The 17,699-nt window shown below is 65.9% G+C and carries 15 protein-coding genes; 10 read left to right on the forward strand and 5 right to left on the reverse strand.

Going from position 1 to position 17,699, the window contains the following annotated elements:
- Both ACQKJZ_RS11460 and ACQKJZ_RS11465 read right to left on the reverse strand, forming a co-directional pair.
- Positions 1-557 (reverse strand): glutamate-cysteine ligase family protein (locus ACQKJZ_RS11460; RefSeq protein ID WP_427731196.1); only part of this gene is annotated, 557 nt, incomplete at its 3' end.
- A gap of 45 nt (positions 558-602) precedes the next feature.
- Positions 603-1,346: a 16S rRNA (uracil(1498)-N(3))-methyltransferase gene (locus tag ACQKJZ_RS11465; protein WP_427731197.1), complete on the reverse strand. Its 744-nt coding sequence runs from the start codon at positions 1,344-1,346 to the stop codon at positions 603-605.
- 77 nt (positions 1,347-1,423) lie between these two features.
- Between ACQKJZ_RS11465 and ppk2 the strand changes: the two genes are divergently transcribed.
- From ppk2 to ACQKJZ_RS11480, 3 genes are all read left to right on the forward strand, one after another.
- A complete protein-coding gene (ppk2, locus tag ACQKJZ_RS11470) occupies positions 1,424-2,179 on the forward strand; it encodes a polyphosphate kinase 2 (protein WP_427731198.1) in 756 nt (251 codons plus the stop codon).
- An 80-nt stretch (positions 2,180-2,259) separates the two neighbouring features.
- Positions 2,260-3,270, forward strand: a complete 1,011-nt coding sequence (locus ACQKJZ_RS11475; RefSeq protein WP_427731199.1) for a glycosyltransferase — start codon at positions 2,260-2,262, stop codon at positions 3,268-3,270.
- A 93-nt stretch (positions 3,271-3,363) separates the two neighbouring features.
- Positions 3,364-4,371: a glycosyltransferase gene (locus ACQKJZ_RS11480; RefSeq protein ID WP_427731200.1), complete on the forward strand. Its 1,008-nt coding sequence runs from the start codon at positions 3,364-3,366 to the stop codon at positions 4,369-4,371.
- Here ACQKJZ_RS11480 and ACQKJZ_RS11485 read toward each other — a convergent pair.
- Together ACQKJZ_RS11485 and ACQKJZ_RS11490 are read right to left on the reverse strand one after the other, a co-directional pair.
- Positions 4,368-4,514, reverse strand: coding sequence for a hypothetical protein (locus ACQKJZ_RS11485; RefSeq protein ID WP_312487927.1), 147 nt, complete (start codon positions 4,512-4,514; stop codon positions 4,368-4,370). The genes ACQKJZ_RS11480 and ACQKJZ_RS11485 overlap by 4 nt on opposite strands.
- Positions 4,515-4,536: 22 nt before the next feature.
- Positions 4,537-4,671 carry a hypothetical protein gene (locus ACQKJZ_RS11490; RefSeq protein WP_427731201.1) on the reverse strand — a complete coding sequence of 45 codons (135 nt, stop codon included), beginning with the start codon at positions 4,669-4,671 and terminating at the stop codon, positions 4,537-4,539.
- A 156-nt stretch (positions 4,672-4,827) separates the two neighbouring features.
- On the opposite strand from ACQKJZ_RS11490, the gene ubiA reads away from it, so the two are divergent.
- Positions 4,828-5,736: a 4-hydroxybenzoate octaprenyltransferase gene (ubiA, locus tag ACQKJZ_RS11495; RefSeq protein ID WP_427731202.1), complete on the forward strand. Its 909-nt coding sequence runs from the start codon at positions 4,828-4,830 to the stop codon at positions 5,734-5,736.
- Positions 5,737-5,842: 106 nt separating this feature from the next.
- On the opposite strand, the gene ACQKJZ_RS11500 is transcribed toward ubiA, so the two are convergent.
- Positions 5,843-6,907 carry an acyltransferase family protein gene (locus ACQKJZ_RS11500; protein ID WP_427731203.1) on the reverse strand — a complete coding sequence of 355 codons (1,065 nt, stop codon included), beginning with the start codon at positions 6,905-6,907 and terminating at the stop codon, positions 5,843-5,845.
- Between the two features lie 261 nt (positions 6,908-7,168).
- Between ACQKJZ_RS11500 and ACQKJZ_RS11505 the strand changes: the two genes are divergently transcribed.
- The 6 genes from ACQKJZ_RS11505 to ACQKJZ_RS11530 all read left to right on the forward strand — a co-directional run bounded on the left by ACQKJZ_RS11505 (position 7,169) and on the right by ACQKJZ_RS11530 (position 17,579).
- Positions 7,169-8,479 (forward strand): Nramp family divalent metal transporter, encoded by a 1,311-nt coding sequence (locus ACQKJZ_RS11505; RefSeq protein ID WP_427731204.1) that lies wholly within the window; start codon positions 7,169-7,171, stop codon positions 8,477-8,479.
- Positions 8,480-8,570: 91 nt separating this feature from the next.
- Positions 8,571-11,003: a glycogen/starch/alpha-glucan phosphorylase gene (locus tag ACQKJZ_RS11510; RefSeq protein WP_427731205.1), complete on the forward strand. Its 2,433-nt coding sequence runs from the start codon at positions 8,571-8,573 to the stop codon at positions 11,001-11,003.
- Positions 11,000-13,153, forward strand: a complete 2,154-nt coding sequence (gene glgB / locus ACQKJZ_RS11515; protein WP_427731206.1) for a 1,4-alpha-glucan branching protein GlgB — start codon at positions 11,000-11,002, stop codon at positions 13,151-13,153. Before ACQKJZ_RS11510 ends, glgB begins: the two co-directional genes overlap by 4 nt.
- 78 nt (positions 13,154-13,231) lie before the next feature.
- Entirely contained in the window at positions 13,232-14,494 is a 1,263-nt protein-coding gene (gene glgC / locus ACQKJZ_RS11520) for a glucose-1-phosphate adenylyltransferase (RefSeq protein ID WP_427731207.1), read from the forward strand.
- An 8-nt stretch (positions 14,495-14,502) separates the two neighbouring features.
- Positions 14,503-15,957, forward strand: a complete 1,455-nt coding sequence (gene glgA, locus ACQKJZ_RS11525) for a glycogen synthase GlgA (protein ID WP_427731208.1) — start codon at positions 14,503-14,505, stop codon at positions 15,955-15,957.
- Positions 15,954-17,579 carry an alpha-D-glucose phosphate-specific phosphoglucomutase gene (locus ACQKJZ_RS11530; protein WP_427731209.1) on the forward strand — a complete coding sequence of 542 codons (1,626 nt, stop codon included), beginning with the start codon at positions 15,954-15,956 and terminating at the stop codon, positions 17,577-17,579. The genes glgA and ACQKJZ_RS11530 overlap by 4 nt, the downstream gene beginning before the upstream one ends.
- Positions 17,580-17,699 lie beyond the last annotated feature (120 nt).

Consider the following 17,699-nt stretch of genomic DNA (forward strand, 5'->3'; position numbering starts at 1 on the left):
TTTTTTTTTTTTTTTTTTGTCGAGGTGCGCAGCATCATGTCGAGGCCCAGCGACCCGACGCGCGGCATGTGGCGCAGCATGATGGCATAGCGGCCCTTGGGCATGATCGGCAGTTCGGCGCGGGTCTTGTCCGGCCACATGCCCAGACCCAGGAAGCCGAGCCCCAGCGTGTCGCCCGCGGCCTTCACTTGGGTGAGATGGCGCCCCGTCTCGGCACAGGTCTCATGCAGATTGTCGAGCGGCGCGCCCGACAGCTCGAACTGCCCGGCCGGCTCCAGGCTGATCGAGCCGTCCGTGCCGGTCAGCGCGATGACGTTGCCACCCTCGATGACCGGCGCCCAGCCATATTGCTCCAGCTCGCCCAGCAGCGCGCGGATGCCCGAGGCTTCGTCGTAGGAGGGCGCGTGATGATCGCCCAGCGCATAGACGAACTTCTCGTGCTCGGTGCCTATCCGCCAGCGATCACTGGGTTTTTCACCGCGCGCGAAACTCGCGATCAACTGGTCGCGCGATTCGATGATGGCGCTCTTGGCTGTGCTCGCGGTCTTAGTGCTCATGAACCGCGCCTTACGCGCGAGCGCGCGTCCACGCCATAGGCTGAATCAACCCCAGTCGCCCCCCGCCGCCATCCACAACGACACCGCCGCCGCCGCCGCCGTGTCGGCGCGCAGGATGCGGGGGCCGAGACCGATGCCGATGGCCGACGGATGCGCACGGATCGCCGCGCGCTCCTCCGCATCGAAGCCGCCCTCGGGACCGATCAGGATCGCCGCCGGGCCCTTATGCGCGCGCATCGCCTCCAGCGCGGACACGCCGCCGGTTTCGTCGGCGAAGAACAGCGCGCGTCCCGCTGGCCATTCCCGCAGGAGCGCGGCCAGCTTTACCGGTTCGGCCACCTCCGGCAGCGCGGTGCGGCCGCATTGCTCGGCCGCCTCGATCATATGCGCGCGCAGTCGCTCGGTATTGGGTTTGTCGACCACGGTGCGACGAGTGACGACCGGGACCAGCCTGGCTACGCCCAGCTCGCACGCCTTTTCGGCCAGCCAGTCGACGCGGCCCTTCTTCAACGGCGCGGCGCACAGCCACAGGTCGGGCACGGCCTCACGCTCGCGGAGCAATTCGGTCACGTCCAGCGTCAGGTCGCGCTTGCCGACCGAGGCCGCGACGCCCAGCCATTCGCCGGTGCGGTCGTCGAACAGCTTGACCGGATCGCCGACCTTGGTGCGCATCACCGACACCAGATAATGCGCGGCCGGGCCGTCGATGCGGATCGGTCCTTCGCCCAGCATCTGGTCGACGAACAGGCGGGGCGTGGATTGCGGCGGCCAGGCGGGGGTAGCGGGCATGGGATGCGCTTACACCGGGGGCGCGCATCATGCCACTTTTGCCGCGCCAGACGTTTCCCCGTTCAGAGGAGATGAGGATGGCGAAACATTATCACGAGGAGCTGGAGGCGCTGCAACTTGCGCTGGTCCGCACCCAGATGGCGATGATCGGCTCCGACGAGCGCGTCGTCATCGTGCTGGAGGGCCGCGACGGCGCAGGGAAAGACGGGACGATCAAACGGATCACCGAGCATCTCTCGGTCCGCGCGACCCGCGTCGTGGCGTTGCCCAAGCCCTCCGACCGCGAACGCACGCAGTGGTATTTCCAGCGCTATACCGCACATCTGCCGGCGGCGGGCGAGATCGTGATCTTCAATCGCAGCTGGTACAATCGCGCCGGGGTGGAAGTCGTGATGGGCTTCTCCACCGCCACCGAGCAGGAGGCATTCCTGCGCGACGCCCCCGATTTCGAGCGGATGCTGGTCGAAAGCGGTATCAAGCTGGTCAAGCTCTGGCTCGACATCACCAAGGAGGAACAGGCCGAGCGGCTGGAGGCGCGGCGGACCGATCCGCTCAAGGCGCTGAAGGTGTCCGACATGGACAAGGTCGCACAGGCCAAATGGGGCGATTATTCGGCGGCGCGCGACACGATGCTGACCCGCACCCACACCCCCTTCGCGCCGTGGCATATCGTGCGCGCCGACGACAAGAAGGATGCGCGGATCGCAATCATGCGCCATGTCCTTCGCCAGATCGCGCCCAACGACATCGCCGACGATGTGAAGGCGCCCGACCCGGATTTGCTGTTCCCGTTCGACATGGCGGCGATCGAGGATGGGCGGCTGGCCAAATAGGGTTACCGTGCGGTTAGGCAAATCTTCACGCGACCGGTGATAGGCTTCGCGCCGATCCCTTTCGTCGAGGATAGCACCCGATGTCGCCCCCCGCCCCTCGCATCGCCGCCACGCTGATCGTTCGGAACGAGGAACGCTGCCTCGCCCGCTGCCTGGATAGTGTCGCGCCGTTCGTGGACAGGATGGTGGTGCTCGATACCGGCTCGACCGACAGGACGGTGGCCATCGCGAAGGCCGCCGGCGCCGAGGTCCATCACCTGCCCTGGCCCGACGACTTCGCCGAGGCGCGCAACCATGTGCTGGCCTGCGCGGATGCCGACTGGAACCTGATGCTCGATGCGGACGAGTGGATCAGCGACGGGGGCGACCGGTTGCGCCGCTGGTGCGCGGGGCCGCCAAGACTGGGCGCGGTGTGCATCGAGAACCAGGTGGACGGCAGCCCCGACCCCACGCGCAGCTGGATTCCGCGCCTGTTGCCGCGCGGTACCTATTATCAGGGGCGTGTCCACGAACATGTCGTCTCCACCCTGCCGATCATTCACACCCCGATTCATGTCGGGCATGACGGCTATCTCGCCGCGCAAAAGGCGAAGAAGATCGATCGCAACTATGAATTGTTGCAGCGCGAACTCGCCGAGCAGCCGGACAATCCCTATCTGATGTTCCAGTTCGGCATGGAGGCGCAGGCGCGCCGCGATCTGCCAACTGCCTGCGACTATCTGCAACGCGCGCTGGCGATCGCGCCGCGGGATGCCGGATGGCGGCACCCCCTGGTGACGAGCGCCATGACGCTGATGGCCCATATGGGTCGGCGTGACGAGGCGCTGGCACTGGCCGATGCCGAGTTTCCGCACTGGCCGCAATCGCCCGACTATTTCTATGTCCTGGGCGACATATTGTTCGATCGCGCGCTGGCCGATCCGGCGCAGGCGATCGACCATTGGCTGCCTTTGGCGCAATGCGCCTGGGAACGCTGTCTCGCCATCGGCGAACGCCCCGAGCTGGACGGCAGCGTCGCCGGGCGCGGCAGCTATCTGGCGCAGCAGAGCCTGGACATCGTCCGTTCCCAACTGGCGACCCTGGCGGCGTGATCGCAAGAGCGATATGAAGCGCCGCGATCGATCGCCCCGCCCGCCCCCGGGGGATTAGCGCGATCTTCATCATTCCATGGCTCTGTCCATGCCATGTCTCGACCCGCCTCGATCGCCGCGACCCTGATCGTCCGAAACGAAGCGCGCTGCCTCGCGCGCTGTCTGACCAGCGTCGCGTGCGTCGTGGACCGGATGGTGGTGGTCGACACCGGATCGACCGACGACACCGTGGCGATCGCCAAAGCCGCCGGCGCCGAGGTCCACCGCCTGCCCTGGCCCGACGACTTCGCCGCTGCGCGCAACCACGCATTGACCTGTAGCGACGCGGACTGGAACCTCGTCATCGACGCCGACGAATGGATCGTCGCGGGGGGCGAGGCGCTGCGCGACTTTTGCGCCGGGCCGCCGCAGCTGGGTCGCATCTGCATCGCGAGCGATACGCAGGACGGGACCGGCAACGCCCGAAACTGGATCACCCGGATATTGCCGCGTGGCGTCCGTTTCGAGGGCCGCGTCCATGAGCAGGTCGCGTCCTCGCTGCCCAGGGTGCGCGTGCCCCTCCATGTCGGTCACGACGGCTATCTCGCCGAACACATCGCCGAGAAGCGCGACCGCAACCACATGCTATTGCTGCGGGAACTCGCCGAGCAACCGGACGATGCCTATCTGCTCTACCAGCTGGGCAAGGATGCCCAGATGCGCGCCGATCTGCCGGCGGCCTGCGACTATTTCACCCGCGCGCTGGCGGCGACGCCCGCGCAGGCGAACTGGCGCCATGCGCTGGTCACCACCGCGATTCCGCTGATGTCACAGGCCGGACGGCTGAACGACGCGCTGACGCTGGCCAATGCCGAATTTGGGCAATGGCCCGATTCGCCCGATTATTTCTTCGTCCTGGGCGACGTGCTGCTCGACCAGGCGCTGGCCGATCCGGCGCAGGCGGTGGGACATTGGCTCCCATTGGCGCAGGCGGCGTGGGAACAATGCCTCACGATCGGCGAGCGCCCCGAACTGGATGGTAGCGTGACGGGGCGCGGCAGCCATTTGGCGCGGCACAATCTGGAGGTCATCAGGGCGCAGCTGAAAGCGCTCGCCGCCTAGCGCCGCCGCCGGATCAGCCACCACGCGACGCCCAGGACCATCATCACCAGCAACGCGACGCCGCCGACCATCCCCGCGACGCGCAGGATCGCCCAGAACAGCGCCTCGACGAAGCGCCCGACCGCGACCGACAGGCCGATCATGGGAAAAGAGGCCAGCAGCCCATCACCACGCCGTCTTAGCGTCATGCGGCATCGCGCGCCATGCGGGGATCGGCGCGGCGGCCGGATCGTCCGCCTGTCGTCCGACGATGCCGGTTCGGCCGCTCGAGGCGATAATATCGGCGTCATCACGGCTCACCGGTCGTCCACGGTCGGTGGTTGGCGGAATGTCGATCGTACGGAGGGTCGACGCGGCCGATCTGCGTGGTCGCCCTCCGGCCTGCGCGCGTTACGGCATATCGCGCCGCCGCCGAACCCCCTTGCGCGGGCGGGCCGCCCCCCATAGGCCCGCGGCATGACGATCGAGATCGTACCCGATAGCGAACATAAGGGACTGGTCGGGCGGCTGCCGCCCCGGTGGCGCGGGCTGGCGCTGCTGGCACGGCTGGACCGGCCGATCGGCTGGTGGCTGCTGTTCTGGCCCGGCGTCTGGGCGATCGCGCTGGCGGGGGGACTGCCGGCGCGCTGGCCGCTGGTCCTGTGGTTCCTGCTCGGGTCGATCGCGATGCGCGGTGCGGGCTGCGTCTTCAACGACATCGTCGACCGCGATCTGGATGCCAAGGTCGCGCGGACACGGGCACGACCGATCCCCTCGGGGCTGGTCTCGGTGAAGCTGGCCACGATCTGGCTGGTCGCGCTTTGCCTGATCGGCCTGATCGTGCTGGTGCAGTTGCGCCCGCTCGCCGCGATCGTCGCGCTGGCCAGCCTGGCGCCCGTCGCCGCCTATCCCTTCATGAAGCGGATCACCTGGTGGCCGCAGGCCTGGCTGGGCATGGTGTTCAGCTGGGCCGCGCTAGTCGGCTGGGCGGAGGTGGCGGGCGACCTCTCCGCGCCGCTCTGGCTGCTCTATGCCGGGTCGATCGCCTGGGTGATCGGCTATGACACCATCTATGCGCTTCAGGACCGCGAGGACGATGCGCTGATCGGCGTGCGGTCCTCGGCGCTACGCATGGGGGCGCATGTGAAGCCGGGTGTGGGCGCGTTCTATCTGGCGGCGATACTGTGCTGGGCGGCGGCGATCTGGCTGGTGCGGCCGGATATACTGGCGGTCGCGGCTTTGATACCGGTGGCGCTGCACCTCGCGTGGCAGGTGGTCACGCTGCGGCCGGAGGATGGCGCGGGCGCGCTGTACCGGTTCCGGTCGAACCGCTTCGCCGGGTTGCTTATGGCGCTGGCCTGCGCCGTGGTCGGCTCGTCATTGTAATTCCGCGCAACGCCTTGCAGAGGCGCCAGGCAAAACAGCCGCCGCACATTGCTCCCAACTTTCGGCATGCCGCGAATCCTTCCCGGTCGTGACCGGCCATGCCCGTTCACGTTGCGGGGAGCGGAACGGCCTGTGTCGCCTGCGCATCCACCTTGTGCAATCTGCGCCGCATGCGCGCCGCCGGCTGTTCGACGAAGTGATACATCAGCGCCGCATAGCCCATCGACGTCGCGCCAGCCGTGGCGATCAGTATCAGCCGAGGAATGTCGGGCCACGCATATTCGATCGCTGCGATAAACGTCGGATGGATGAGATAGAGGGTATAGGAAAATAGGGCGACGATCCGCAGCAGCGAACCGGACAGCATGGTAATGACCAAGCCGCGCGCGCTCAAGGCATAGCCGAAGATGACGAACAGCGCGACACCTTGAAGCGAATAGCGGAACGTCTGACGAAACCAGGGATCCCGCAAGACCAGACAGGCGAGCAATACCGCGATCGCCGCTGCGGCATGCCCTGCCTTGGGCCGCCAGGCCCCCTTATCGAGAGCGGGGTTCTGCCACATCGCCAGGCAGCAGCCGAACAGGATGCTGTCGATCCGGGTGTGGCTCCAATAATAGATCGCACCGATATTCTCGATCTGCGCGGCCGTGTAGATGCGCACGAGAAGCACGATGACACAGCCAATCGCGCAGGCCAGCGCCACATGCGCCGGCCGCCAGGATCTGAACAGGAGGACATAAAGGAGCGGGAAGAAAATGTAGAAATGCTCTTCGACCGCCAAGCTCCACAGCGGCATCCATGGCACGCCGGCGCCTATTCCCAGCTGGCCGGCGTAATTGTTGAAGAACAGGATCTGAGACACGATACCGGAGAACGTTATGTCCAGTTTGTACGGCACGATCAACGCGATCGCCAGTGTCACCGCCATGCTGATATAAAGTGGCGGCCAGATGCGCAAAGTGCGCCGGATGTAAAAGGCCTTGAGGTCGATCGACCCGGTCTTGTCGACTTCGGACCTCATCAATGAGGTGATGAGATATCCGCTCAGGAAAAAGAATATCGTCACGCCCATTCCGCCGGGCACGATCTTATCAAGGCCACAATGGGCGATGAACACGATCAACACCGCGATTGCTCGCATGCCGTCCAATGGCTTGAGGTGATCCATGCGCCGAGGTCAATCCCAGAAGGTCCTTTGCCTGATCCCTAAAGTTGGTTCCCAGGAAAATCGCCTGACGTTTATGCCGTACCGTGCCACACAGGGACATCGCCCGGCATCACGTCGATCTGGCGCATGAACATTACGATGTGCGTCAACATTCGATCAGGCCGCCCATTCTACCGCGAAATCCTTCCAGCATAGCAAGTTGATTGCACGACGCTTTGCCGGGTTGTGGCGCTTGCCAAACTCCGCCACACCTCGCGGTCGATGACCGTAGCCACGCCCGCCACCCGCTCGCTTGCCGAAAGCCATCGTTCGATCGCCATTCCCGAGGGCGCGTCGTTTCTGCGGCGGTTGTTCGCCTTCGCGGGCCCCGGCTATCTGGTCGCGGTCGGTTATATGGATCCCGGCAACTGGGCGACCGACATTGCGGGCGGATCGGCCTATGGCTATGCGTTGCTGTCAGTCATCCTTCTGTCCAACATCATGGCGATGATCCTGCAGGCGCTGTCGGCGCGGCTGGGCATCGCGGCGGGGCTGGATTTGGCGCAGGCATGCCGGGCGGCATACTCCAAGCCGGTCTCGCGCATATTGTGGCTGCTGTGCGAGATCGCGATCATCGCGTGCGATCTGGCCGAGGTGCTGGGCACCGCCATCGCGCTGCAACTCCTGTTCGACCTGCCGCTGGTCTGGGGCGTGCTCATCACCGGGTTCGACGTCTTCCTGATCCTGGCGCTCCAGCGTTATGGCTTCCGCAAGGTCGAGGCGTTCATCATCGCGCTCCTCCTCATCATCGGCGGCTGCTTCCTCTATGAGCTGATCGCCTCACGCCCCGATCCGGGCGCGGTGATGGCGGGGTTCATCCCCACGGCGCGCATCGTGACCGATCCGGCGATGCTCTACATCGCGATCGGCATCCTGGGTGCGACGGTGATGCCGCACAATCTCTACCTCCACTCCTCGGTGGTGCAGACCCGCGCCTTCGACGAGTCCGAGGACGGCAAGCGCGACGCGATCAGGATGGCGACGATCGACAGCACGGTCGCCTTGTTCTTCGCCTTTTTCATCAACGCCGCGATCCTGATCGTGGCGGCGGCGACCTTCCATGTCGCCGGGCGCACGGACGTCGCCGAGATCGATCAGGCCTATCGCCTGCTCGCCCCGATGCTCGGCGCGGGTGCGGCGAGCGTGGTCTTCGGCGTGGCGCTGCTCGCCTCGGGCCAGAACTCGACCGTCACGGGAACGCTCGCCGGGCAGATCGTGATGGAGGGCTTTCTCGACCTGCGCCTCGCCCCCTGGTTGCGGCGGCTCATCACGCGCGGCCTCGCCATCATTCCCGCCGTGCTGGTGGTGGGGGCCAGCGGCCAGGCGGGGGCGACGAGGCTCCTCGTTCTCAGCCAGGTGATCCTCAGCCTTCAGCTGCCCTTCGCGGTCGTGCCGCTGGTCCGCTTCACAGCGGACAAGGGGTTGATGGGCCCCTTCGCCAGCGCCGTCTGGCTGCGCGTCCTGGCCTGGATCATCGCCGCCGTCATCATCGGGTTGAATCTGACGCTGTTGTGGGGGCTGGCGGCCACCTGACCCCTTTCGCAATTGCGAAGGAATGCCGCGTGACTTCGCTCTTCACGCGGTTAAGCTGGGCGCGATTGGACCGACAGGGACGCCCGAATCAATGACGACCACCATCACCACCCTGCATGTCGACGACACCGGGCCGCTGGCCGACGCGATCGTCGATACGCTGGTGCACCGGATCGGCAAGGATGCCGCCAACGCCAGGCCCCACGACTGGCTGGCCGCGACCATCCTGACCGTGCGCAACGACATCATCGAACGCTGGATGGCCTCGACCCGTCAGGCGCATGCGGCCGGTGCCAAGCGCGTCTATTATCTCAGCCTGGAGTTCCTGATCGGACGGCTGTTGCGCGATGCCCTGTCCAATCTGGGCGTGATGGCGCAGGTTGCGGGCGCGCTCCAGACGCTGGGCGTCGACCTCGCCCAGCTGGAGGAAATGGAGCCCGACGCCGCGCTCGGCAATGGCGGCCTGGGACGGCTGGCGGCCTGCTTCATGGAAAGCCTCGCCAGTCTCGACCTGCCCGCTTACGGCTATGGCATCCGCTATGTGAACGGCATGTTCCGCCAGCGGATCGACGATGGCTGGCAGGTCGAACTGCCCGAAACCTGGTTGAGCCACGGCAACCCCTGGGAGTTCGAGCGGCGTGAGAGCGCCTATTTCGTCGGCTTCGGCGGCGAGGTCATCGGCACCGAGACCGGCGCGGTGCATTGGAAACCGGCCGAGGCGATCGAGGCGGTCGCGGTCGACACCCCGGTGGTCGGCTGGCGTGGCAAGCGGGTCAACACGCTGCGCCTGTGGACCGCGCAGGCGATCGACCCCATTCGGCTCGATCGGTTCAACGCGGGCGATTACAGCGGCGCGCTCGCCGGGCAGCTGGCGGCCGAGACGCTGGTGCGCGTGCTTTACCCCTCCGACAGTTCGCCGGCGGGCCAGGAGCTGCGGCTGCGGCAGGAATATTTCTTCTCCTCGGCCTCGATCCAGGACATCGTCCGGCGGCATATCCAGTATTTCAAGGATATCCGCACGCTTCCCGACAAGGCCGCGATCCAGCTGAACGACACCCACCCGGCGGTGTCGGTCGCCGAGCTGATGCGGCTTCTGGTCGATCATCACGATCTGGGTTTCGAGGAGGCGTGGGACATCACCCGGCGCACCTTCGGCTATACCAACCACACGCTGCTGCCCGAGGCGCTGGAAAGCTGGCCGCTGCATCTGTTCGAGCGGCTGCTGCCGCGCCACATGCAGCTGATCTACGCGATCAATGCCAAGCTGCTGCGCGAAGCGCGCGGGGTCGAGGGGATCGACGACCACGCCATCGCCGCGATCAGCCTGATCGACGAGGGTGGCGAACGGCGGGTCCGCATGGCGAACCTGGCCTTTGCGGGCAGCCATAGCGTCAACGGCGTGGCGGCGCTCCACACCGAACTCATGAAGCAGACGGTCTTCGCCGACCTGCATCACCTCTATCCGACGCGGATCAACAACAAGACCAACGGCATCACTCCGCGCCGCTGGTTGCAGCAATGCAACCCGCAACTGACCACGCTGATCCGCGAGGCGATCGGGCCAGGCTTTCAGGACGATGCGGAAAAGCTCATCGCGCTGGCGGATTATGCAGACGATGCGAATTTCCGGGAACGCTTTCTGCGCATCAAACGTTCCAACAAAGTGGGGCTTTCGAATTATCTCAAGGAATCGTCGGGTCTGCGGGTGGACCCCGACGCCCTGTTCGACGTCCAGATCAAGCGCATCCACGAATATAAGCGCCAGCTGCTGAACATCATCGAGACGGTGGCGCTGTACGATCAGATCCGCAGCCATCCCGAGCGCGACTGGACGCCGCGCGTCAAGCTGTTCGCCGGCAAGGCGGCGTCGAGCTATCACAATGCCAAGCTGGTCATCAAACTGGCCAATGACGTGGCGCGCCGCGTCAATTCCGACCCCAGCGTCGGCCACCTGCTGAAGGTCGGGTTCATCCCCAACTACAATGTCAGCCTGGCCGAGAAGATCATTCCCGCCGCCGATCTGTCCGAACAGATCTCGACCGCAGGCATGGAGGCGTCGGGCACCGGCAACATGAAGTTCGCGCTCAACGGCGCGCTGACCATCGGCACGCTCGACGGCGCCAATGTCGAGATCAAGGAGCATGTCGGCGACGAGCATATCGTCATCTTCGGCCTGACCGCCGACGAGGTCGCCGCCAAGCGCCGCGACGGATACAATCCGCGCGAAGTCATCGAGGGCAGCCCGGAGCTGCGTCAGGCCGTCTCGGCCATTGCCTCGGGCGTGTTCTCGCCCGACGATCCCGGCCGTTATGCGGGCCTGATGGGCGGGCTGTACGATGGCGACTGGTTCATGGTCGCCGCCGATTTCGACGCCTATGCCGCCGCGCAGCGCCAGGTCGACACCCGCTGGCAGGACCAGGCGGGCTGGGCGACGTCGGCCATCCACAATGTCGCGAAAGTCGGATGGTTCTCCTCCGATCGCACCATTCGGCAATATGCCGAGGAAATCTGGAACGTGATGTGAAGCCACCCCGTGCCGCTCTGGATGCCCTGATCGAGGGCCGCAACGCCGATCCCTTCGCGTTGCTGGGACCTCATGAAGGGCCGGGCGGCACGTTCCTGCGGGCGCTGGTGCCCGGCGCGGAAGCCGTCACCGCCTTCGACCTGTCGGGCACGACGCTGGGCGAGTTGCAAAGCGTCGATGCGCGTGGCCTGTTCGAGGGCATGGTCGACGGCCCCGTCCAACCGGTGAAATACCGCGCCCGGGGTCACGGCGCGGAATGGTGGATCACCGATCCCTATAGCTTCGGCCCCGTGCTTGGGCCGCTCGACGATTTCCTGATGGGCGAAGGCAATCACTTCCGCCTCTATGACAAGATGGGCGCCCATCTGATCGAGCATCAGGGCGTGGCGGGCGTGCATTTCGCCGTCTGGGCGCCCAATGCCGAGCGGGTCGCGGTCGTCGGCGACTTCAACGACTGGAATCCCGGCCGCCACGTCATGCGCCGTCGCCTGGATGTCGGCGTCTGGGAAATCTTCATTCCCGATATCGGCGAGGGCCGCGCCTACAAGTTCGCGATCACCGGCCCGCATGGCGCGGACCAGCCGATGAAGGCGGACCCCTTCGCCTTCGCCGCCGAGCTTCGCCCCAAGACCGCGTCGATCACCACCGCCCCGCCCGCCCATGTCTGGCAGGACAAGGCCCACCGCGAGCATTGGTCGAAGATCGATCCGCGCCGCGTGCCGATCAGCATCTACGAGGTCCATGCCGGGTCGTGGGACCGCGACGAGAATGGCTGGTATCTCAGCTGGGATGCGCTGGCCGATCGGCTGATCCCCTATGTCGTCGAGATGGGTTTCACCCATATCGAATTCCTGCCCATTTCCGAACATCCCTACGACCCCAGCTGGGGCTATCAGACGACGGGGCTCTATGCCCCCTCGGCCCGGTTCGGCGATGTCGAGGGGTTCGCCCGCTTCGTCGACGGCGCCCACCGCGCCGGGATCGGCGTGTTGCTCGACTGGGTGCCCGCGCACTTTCCCACCGACGCGCATGGTCTGTCGCATTTCGACGGCACCGCACTCTACGAGCATGAGGACCCGCGTCAGGGTTTCCACCCCGACTGGAACACCGCCATCTATAATTTCGGGCGGCGCGAGGTGGCGAGCTACCTGGTCAACAACGCGCTGTTCTGGCCCGAGCGGTACCATATCGACGGCATCCGCGTCGATGCGGTCGCCTCGATGCTCTACCGCGATTACAGCCGCAAGGACGGCGAGTGGGTGCCCAACGAACAGGGCGGGCGCGAGAATTGGGAAGCGGTCGAGTTCCTCCGCCAGGTCAACCGCCAGGTGTACGGCCAGCATCCCGGCGTCTTCACCGTCGCCGAAGAGTCCACCGCCTGGCCCGGCGTCTCGGCGCCCGCGCATGACGGCGGTCTGGGCTTCGGGTTCAAGTGGAACATGGGCTTCATGCACGACACGCTCGAATATATGGGGCGTGAGCCGGTGCATCGTCGCCATCACCATGGCGAGATCCTGTTCGGTCTGCATTACGCATTCGACGAGAATTTCGTCCTGCCGCTCAGCCATGACGAGGTGGTGCACGGCAAGGGCAGCCTGCTGACCAAGATGGCGGGCGACGACTGGCAGAAATTCGCCAACCTGCGCGCCTATTACGCCTTCATGTGGGCTTATCCGGGCAAAAAGCTGCTCTTCATGGGCCAGGAGTTTGCCCAGCGCGAGGAATGGTCGGAAAGCCGCGCGCTCGACTGGCATTTGCGGTGCAGCCATTCGCATGAAGGCGTCCGCTCGCTGGTCCGCGACCTGAACCATCTCTATCGCGACACACCCGCGCTCCATGCCCGCGACTGCGAGCGCGAGGGGTTCGAATGGCTGGTCGCCGATGACAGCGCGCAGTCGGTCTTCGCCTGGCTGCGCAAGGCGCCGGGGGAGAAGCCGGTGGCGGTCATCGCCAATATGACACCCGTCGCGCGCGCGCCCTATCGCCTGCCGCTGCCGCAGGACGGCCGCTGGACCGAGGTACTGAACTCCGACGCGAGCCAATATTGGGGCTCAGGGCTGGGCAATATGGGCGGCGTGGATGCGCACGACGGCGCCGCCTGGGTGACCCTGCCGCCGCTGGCCACCGTCATCCTGCGCTTCGATGGTTGATCCAGGTTCACGACTTTACCCGAATACCAACGCCCCGAATGCGCGTTGCGACACTGACAGACGAATGGGAGACGGACGATGGACCTGAGGCGCGGACAACCGCTGGCGCGCGATGCCATGGCCTATGTGCTGGCGGGCGGCCGGGGCAGTCGGCTGATGGAGATGACCGACACGCGCGCCAAACCCGCCGTCTATTTCGGCGGCAAGGCGCGGATCATCGACTTCGCGCTCTCCAACGCGATCAACTCGGGCATCCGCCGCATCGGCGTGGCGACCCAGTACAAGGCGCACTCGCTGATCCGGCACCTCCAGCGCGGCTGGAACTTCCTGCGCGACGAACGCAACGAAAGCTTCGACATCCTCCCCGCCAGCCAGCGGATCAGCGAGTTTCAGTGGTATGAGGGCACCGCCGACGCGGTGTTCCAGAATATCGACATCATCGAAAGCTATGCGCCCGAATTCATGGTCATCCTGGCGGGCGACCATGTCTACAAGATGGACTATGAACTGATGCTCCAGCAGCATTGCGACAGTGGCGCCGACGTCACCGTCGCCTGTCTGGAGGTCAGCCGCGCCGAGGCGAGCGCGTTCGGCGTGATGCATGTCGACGAGTCCGACCGCATCGTCGATTTCGTCGAAAAGCCCGCCGATCCGCCCTCTATCCCCGGCAACCCGGACATCGCGCTGGCGTCGCTGGGCATCTATGTCTTCCGCACCGCCTTTCTGTTCGAGCAGTTGCGCCGCGATGCCGCGACCCCCGGCTCGTCGCGCGATTTCGGCAAGGACATCATCCCCTATCTGGTCGAGCATGGCAAAGCGCAGGCGCACCGCTTCTCCGCCAGCTGCGTCCGCTCCGACGACGAACCCGGCGCCTATTGGCGCGACGTCGGCACGGTCGACGCCTATTGGGAGGCCAGCCTCGACCTGACCGACGTGGTGCCGCAGCTCGATCTGTACGACCGCAGCTGGCCGCTGTGGACTTATGCCGAGATCACGCCGCCGGCCAAGTTCGTCCACGACATCGATGGGCGGCGCGGCTCGGCGGTCGCCAGCCTGGTCGCGGGCGACTGTATCGTGTCGGGATCGTCGATCCACCGCTCGCTGCTGTCGACCGGGGTTCGCACCCACAGCTTCGCGATGCTCGACGAGGCGGTGGTCCTGCCCTTCTGCCATATCGGGCGCGGCGCGCGGCTCCGGCGCGTGATCCTCGACCGCGGCGTCAAGATCCCCGACGGGCTGGTGGTCGGCGACGATCCCGTGCTCGACGGACAGCGTTTCCGCCGGACCGACAAGGGCATCTGCCTCATCACCCAGCCGATGATCGACCGTCTGGCCAACTGAAAGTCCCCATGACCCTTTCCGTCCTGTCGGTCGCCTCGGAGGCGTTCCCGCTCATCAAGACCGGCGGTCTGGCCGATGTCGTCGGGGCGCTTCCCGAAGCGCTCGCGCCGCACGATATCGCCGTCACCACGCTGATCCCCGGCTTTCCCAAGGTGATGCGCGCGATCGGTGAGGATGCGCCGCGCGTCCATCACTGGACGCACATCATCGGCACCGACGCCTGGTTGCGTGAGGCGATGATCGGCACGCACCGGCTGCTGGTCATCGACGCGCCGCAGCTGTGGGAGCGCGACGGGCTCCCCTATGTCGATACCGCCGGAAACGACTGGCATGACAATTGGCGGCGCTTCGCGGTGCTGGCGCGGGCGGGCGCGGACCTCGCCTCGGGCGCGGTGCCGGGGTACGCGTTCGACCTGCTCCACGCGCATGACTGGCAAGCGGCACTGGCCCCCGCCTTCCTCCATTACGCGCCCGGCCCCGGCAAGGTGGCGAAGAGCGTCGTCACCATCCACAATATCGCCTTCCAGGGCTCGTTCGCGGCGCACCACTTCCCCGATCTCGGCCTGCCGCCCGAGGCGTGGAGCGTCGAGGGCGTCGAATATTATGGTCAGATCGGCTATCTGAAGGCGGGCCTGCGCACCGCCGACGCCATCACCACCGTCAGCCCGACCTATGCCGAGGAAATCCACCGGGTTCAGTACGGCATGGGGCTGGAAGGGCTGATCGCCGCGCGCGCGGAGTGCGTCAGCGGCATCGTCAACGGCATCGACCCCGCCGTCTGGAGCCCGAAGGCCGACGCCGCGCTGCCCGCCCCCTTCACCGTCGACACGCTGGACGACCGTATCGCCAACAAGCGTGCGGTCGAGCAGGCGTTCGGGCTGGAAGAGGATGACAGCCCGATCTTCACCGTCATCAGCCGCCTGACTTGGCAAAAGGGCATGGACGTGATGGTCGAGGTGATCGACGATCTGGTGGCGATGGGCGGGCGGCTGGTCGTGCTGGGCACGGGCGACCCGGCGCTGGAGATCGCCTTCGCCACGGCCGCGCTACGCCATCCCGGTCGCGTCGCGGTGCGGATCGGCTATGACGAGCCCGTCTCGCATCTGCTTCAGGGCGGGTGCGACGCGATCGTCATCCCGTCGCGGTTCGAGCCATGCGGGCTGACCCAGCTTTATGCGCTGGCCTATGGCTGCGTCCCCGTCGTCGCGCGGACCGGCGGGCTGGCCGACACGATCATCGACGCCAACGAAGCCGCGCTGGCGATGGGCGTGCCGACGGGCCTGCAGTTCGACAATGTCACCACCGACAATATCGTCGCGGTGCTGCGTCGCACTATGAGACTCTACGCCAACCAGGAGCAATGGCGGACCATGCAGGTCAATGGCATGAACGCCGACTATAGCTGGCACCATAGCGGCCGCCACTATGCCGAACTCTATCGATCCGTGCTGGGGAACCCATGATCAAGACCGTCGCGACCGAGCCTTATCTCGACCAGAAGCCCGGCACCTCGGGCCTGCGCAAGAAGGTCCGCGTCTTTCAGCAGCCCAATTATGCCGAGAATTTCGTCCAGTCGGTGTTCGACGCGCTGGGTGACGAAAAGACCGGCCAGACGCTGGTTATCGGCGGCGACGGCCGTTTCCTGAACCGCGAGGTGATTCAGGTCGCGATCCGCATGGCGGCGGCCAACGGTTTCGCCCGCGTCGTGGTCGGCCGGGGCGGCATCCTGTCGACACCTGCGGCCAGCAACGTGATCCGCCAGCGCAAGGCCTTGGGCGGCCTGGTCCTGTCGGCCAGCCACAATCCCGGCGGCCCGGACGAAGACTTCGGCATAAAGTACAATATCTCTAACGGTGGCCCTGCGCCGGAGAAGGTGACGGACGCGATCCACGCCAACACCAAGTCGATCAGCCGCTGGCTGACCGTCGAGGCCGATGACATCGACCTCGACAGCTTGGGCGAAGTGACGGTCGGCGATATGACGGTCGAGGTGATCGACTCGGTCGCCGACTATGCCGCGCTGATGGAGAGCCTGTTCGACTTCGCCGCGATCAAACGCGCGGTCGAGGGCGGTTTCACCATGTCGTTCGATGCGATGAGCGCGGTGACCGGGCCTTACGCGACCGAGATCCTGGAAAAGCGGCTGGGCTTCTCGCCCGGCACCGTCAAGAACGGCACGCCGCTCCCCGATTTCGGCGGGCATCATCCCGACCCCAATCTCGTCCATGCCAAGGAACTCTACGACCGGATGATGGCCCCCGACGCACCCGATTTCGGCGCGGCCTCGGACGGCGACGGCGACCGTAACCTGATCATCGGGCGCGGGCGCTTCATCACGCCGTCGGACAGCCTGGCGATGCTGGCGGCGAACGCGAATCTCGCGCCCGCCTATGCGGGGGGCCTGAAGGGCATCGCCCGCTCGATGCCGACCAGCGCCGCCGCCGACCGCGTGGCCGAGAAGTTGGGCATCCCCGCTTACGAGACGCCGACGGGGTGGAAGTTCTTCGGCAATCTGCTCGACGCCGGCATGGCGACGATCTGCGGTGAGGAGAGCGCAGGGACCGGCTCGGACCATGTGCGCGAGAAGGACGGGCTATGGGCCGTGCTGCTCTGGCTCAATATCCTGGCGGCTTCTGGCAAGTCGGTTGACGGAATCGCGCGCGATCACTGGGCGACCTATGGCCGCAATTACTATGCGCGCCACGATTACGAGGCCGTCGAGAGCGAGCGCGCCGATGCGCTGATGGCCGATCTGCGCGCCAAGCTGCCGACCCTGCCGGGCGAGACGTTCGCGGGCCTGACGGTCGAGACGGCGGACGACTTCGCCTATACCGACCCGACCGACCAGTCGGTCAGCCGCAACCAGGGCATCCGCGTGCTGTTCGAAGGCGGCAGCCGCGTCGTGTTCCGCCTGTCGGGTACCGGTACCAGCGGGGCGACCTTGCGGGTCTATCTGGAGCGCTATTCGGCCGACCAGCTCGACCGTGAGACGCCGGACATGCTCGCGGACATCATCGTGGCGGCGGATGAGATTGCCGGGATCACCCGGCATACCGGCCGCACTGAACCCGATGTCGTGACGTAAGACCCCATCATTCCTCCCCTGCAAGGGGGAGTGTTTACTTTGGACTCTGCAATCGCTTTCTGGCGAGGAAGATGTCGAGGGTAACTTCAAGCATGTGCTGGGTCTTGGATGCGCGCTTGG

The organism is Sphingomonas sp. NPDC019816 (genome assembly GCF_050274375.1).
GTDB lineage: Bacteria > Pseudomonadota > Alphaproteobacteria > Sphingomonadales > Sphingomonadaceae > Sphingomonas.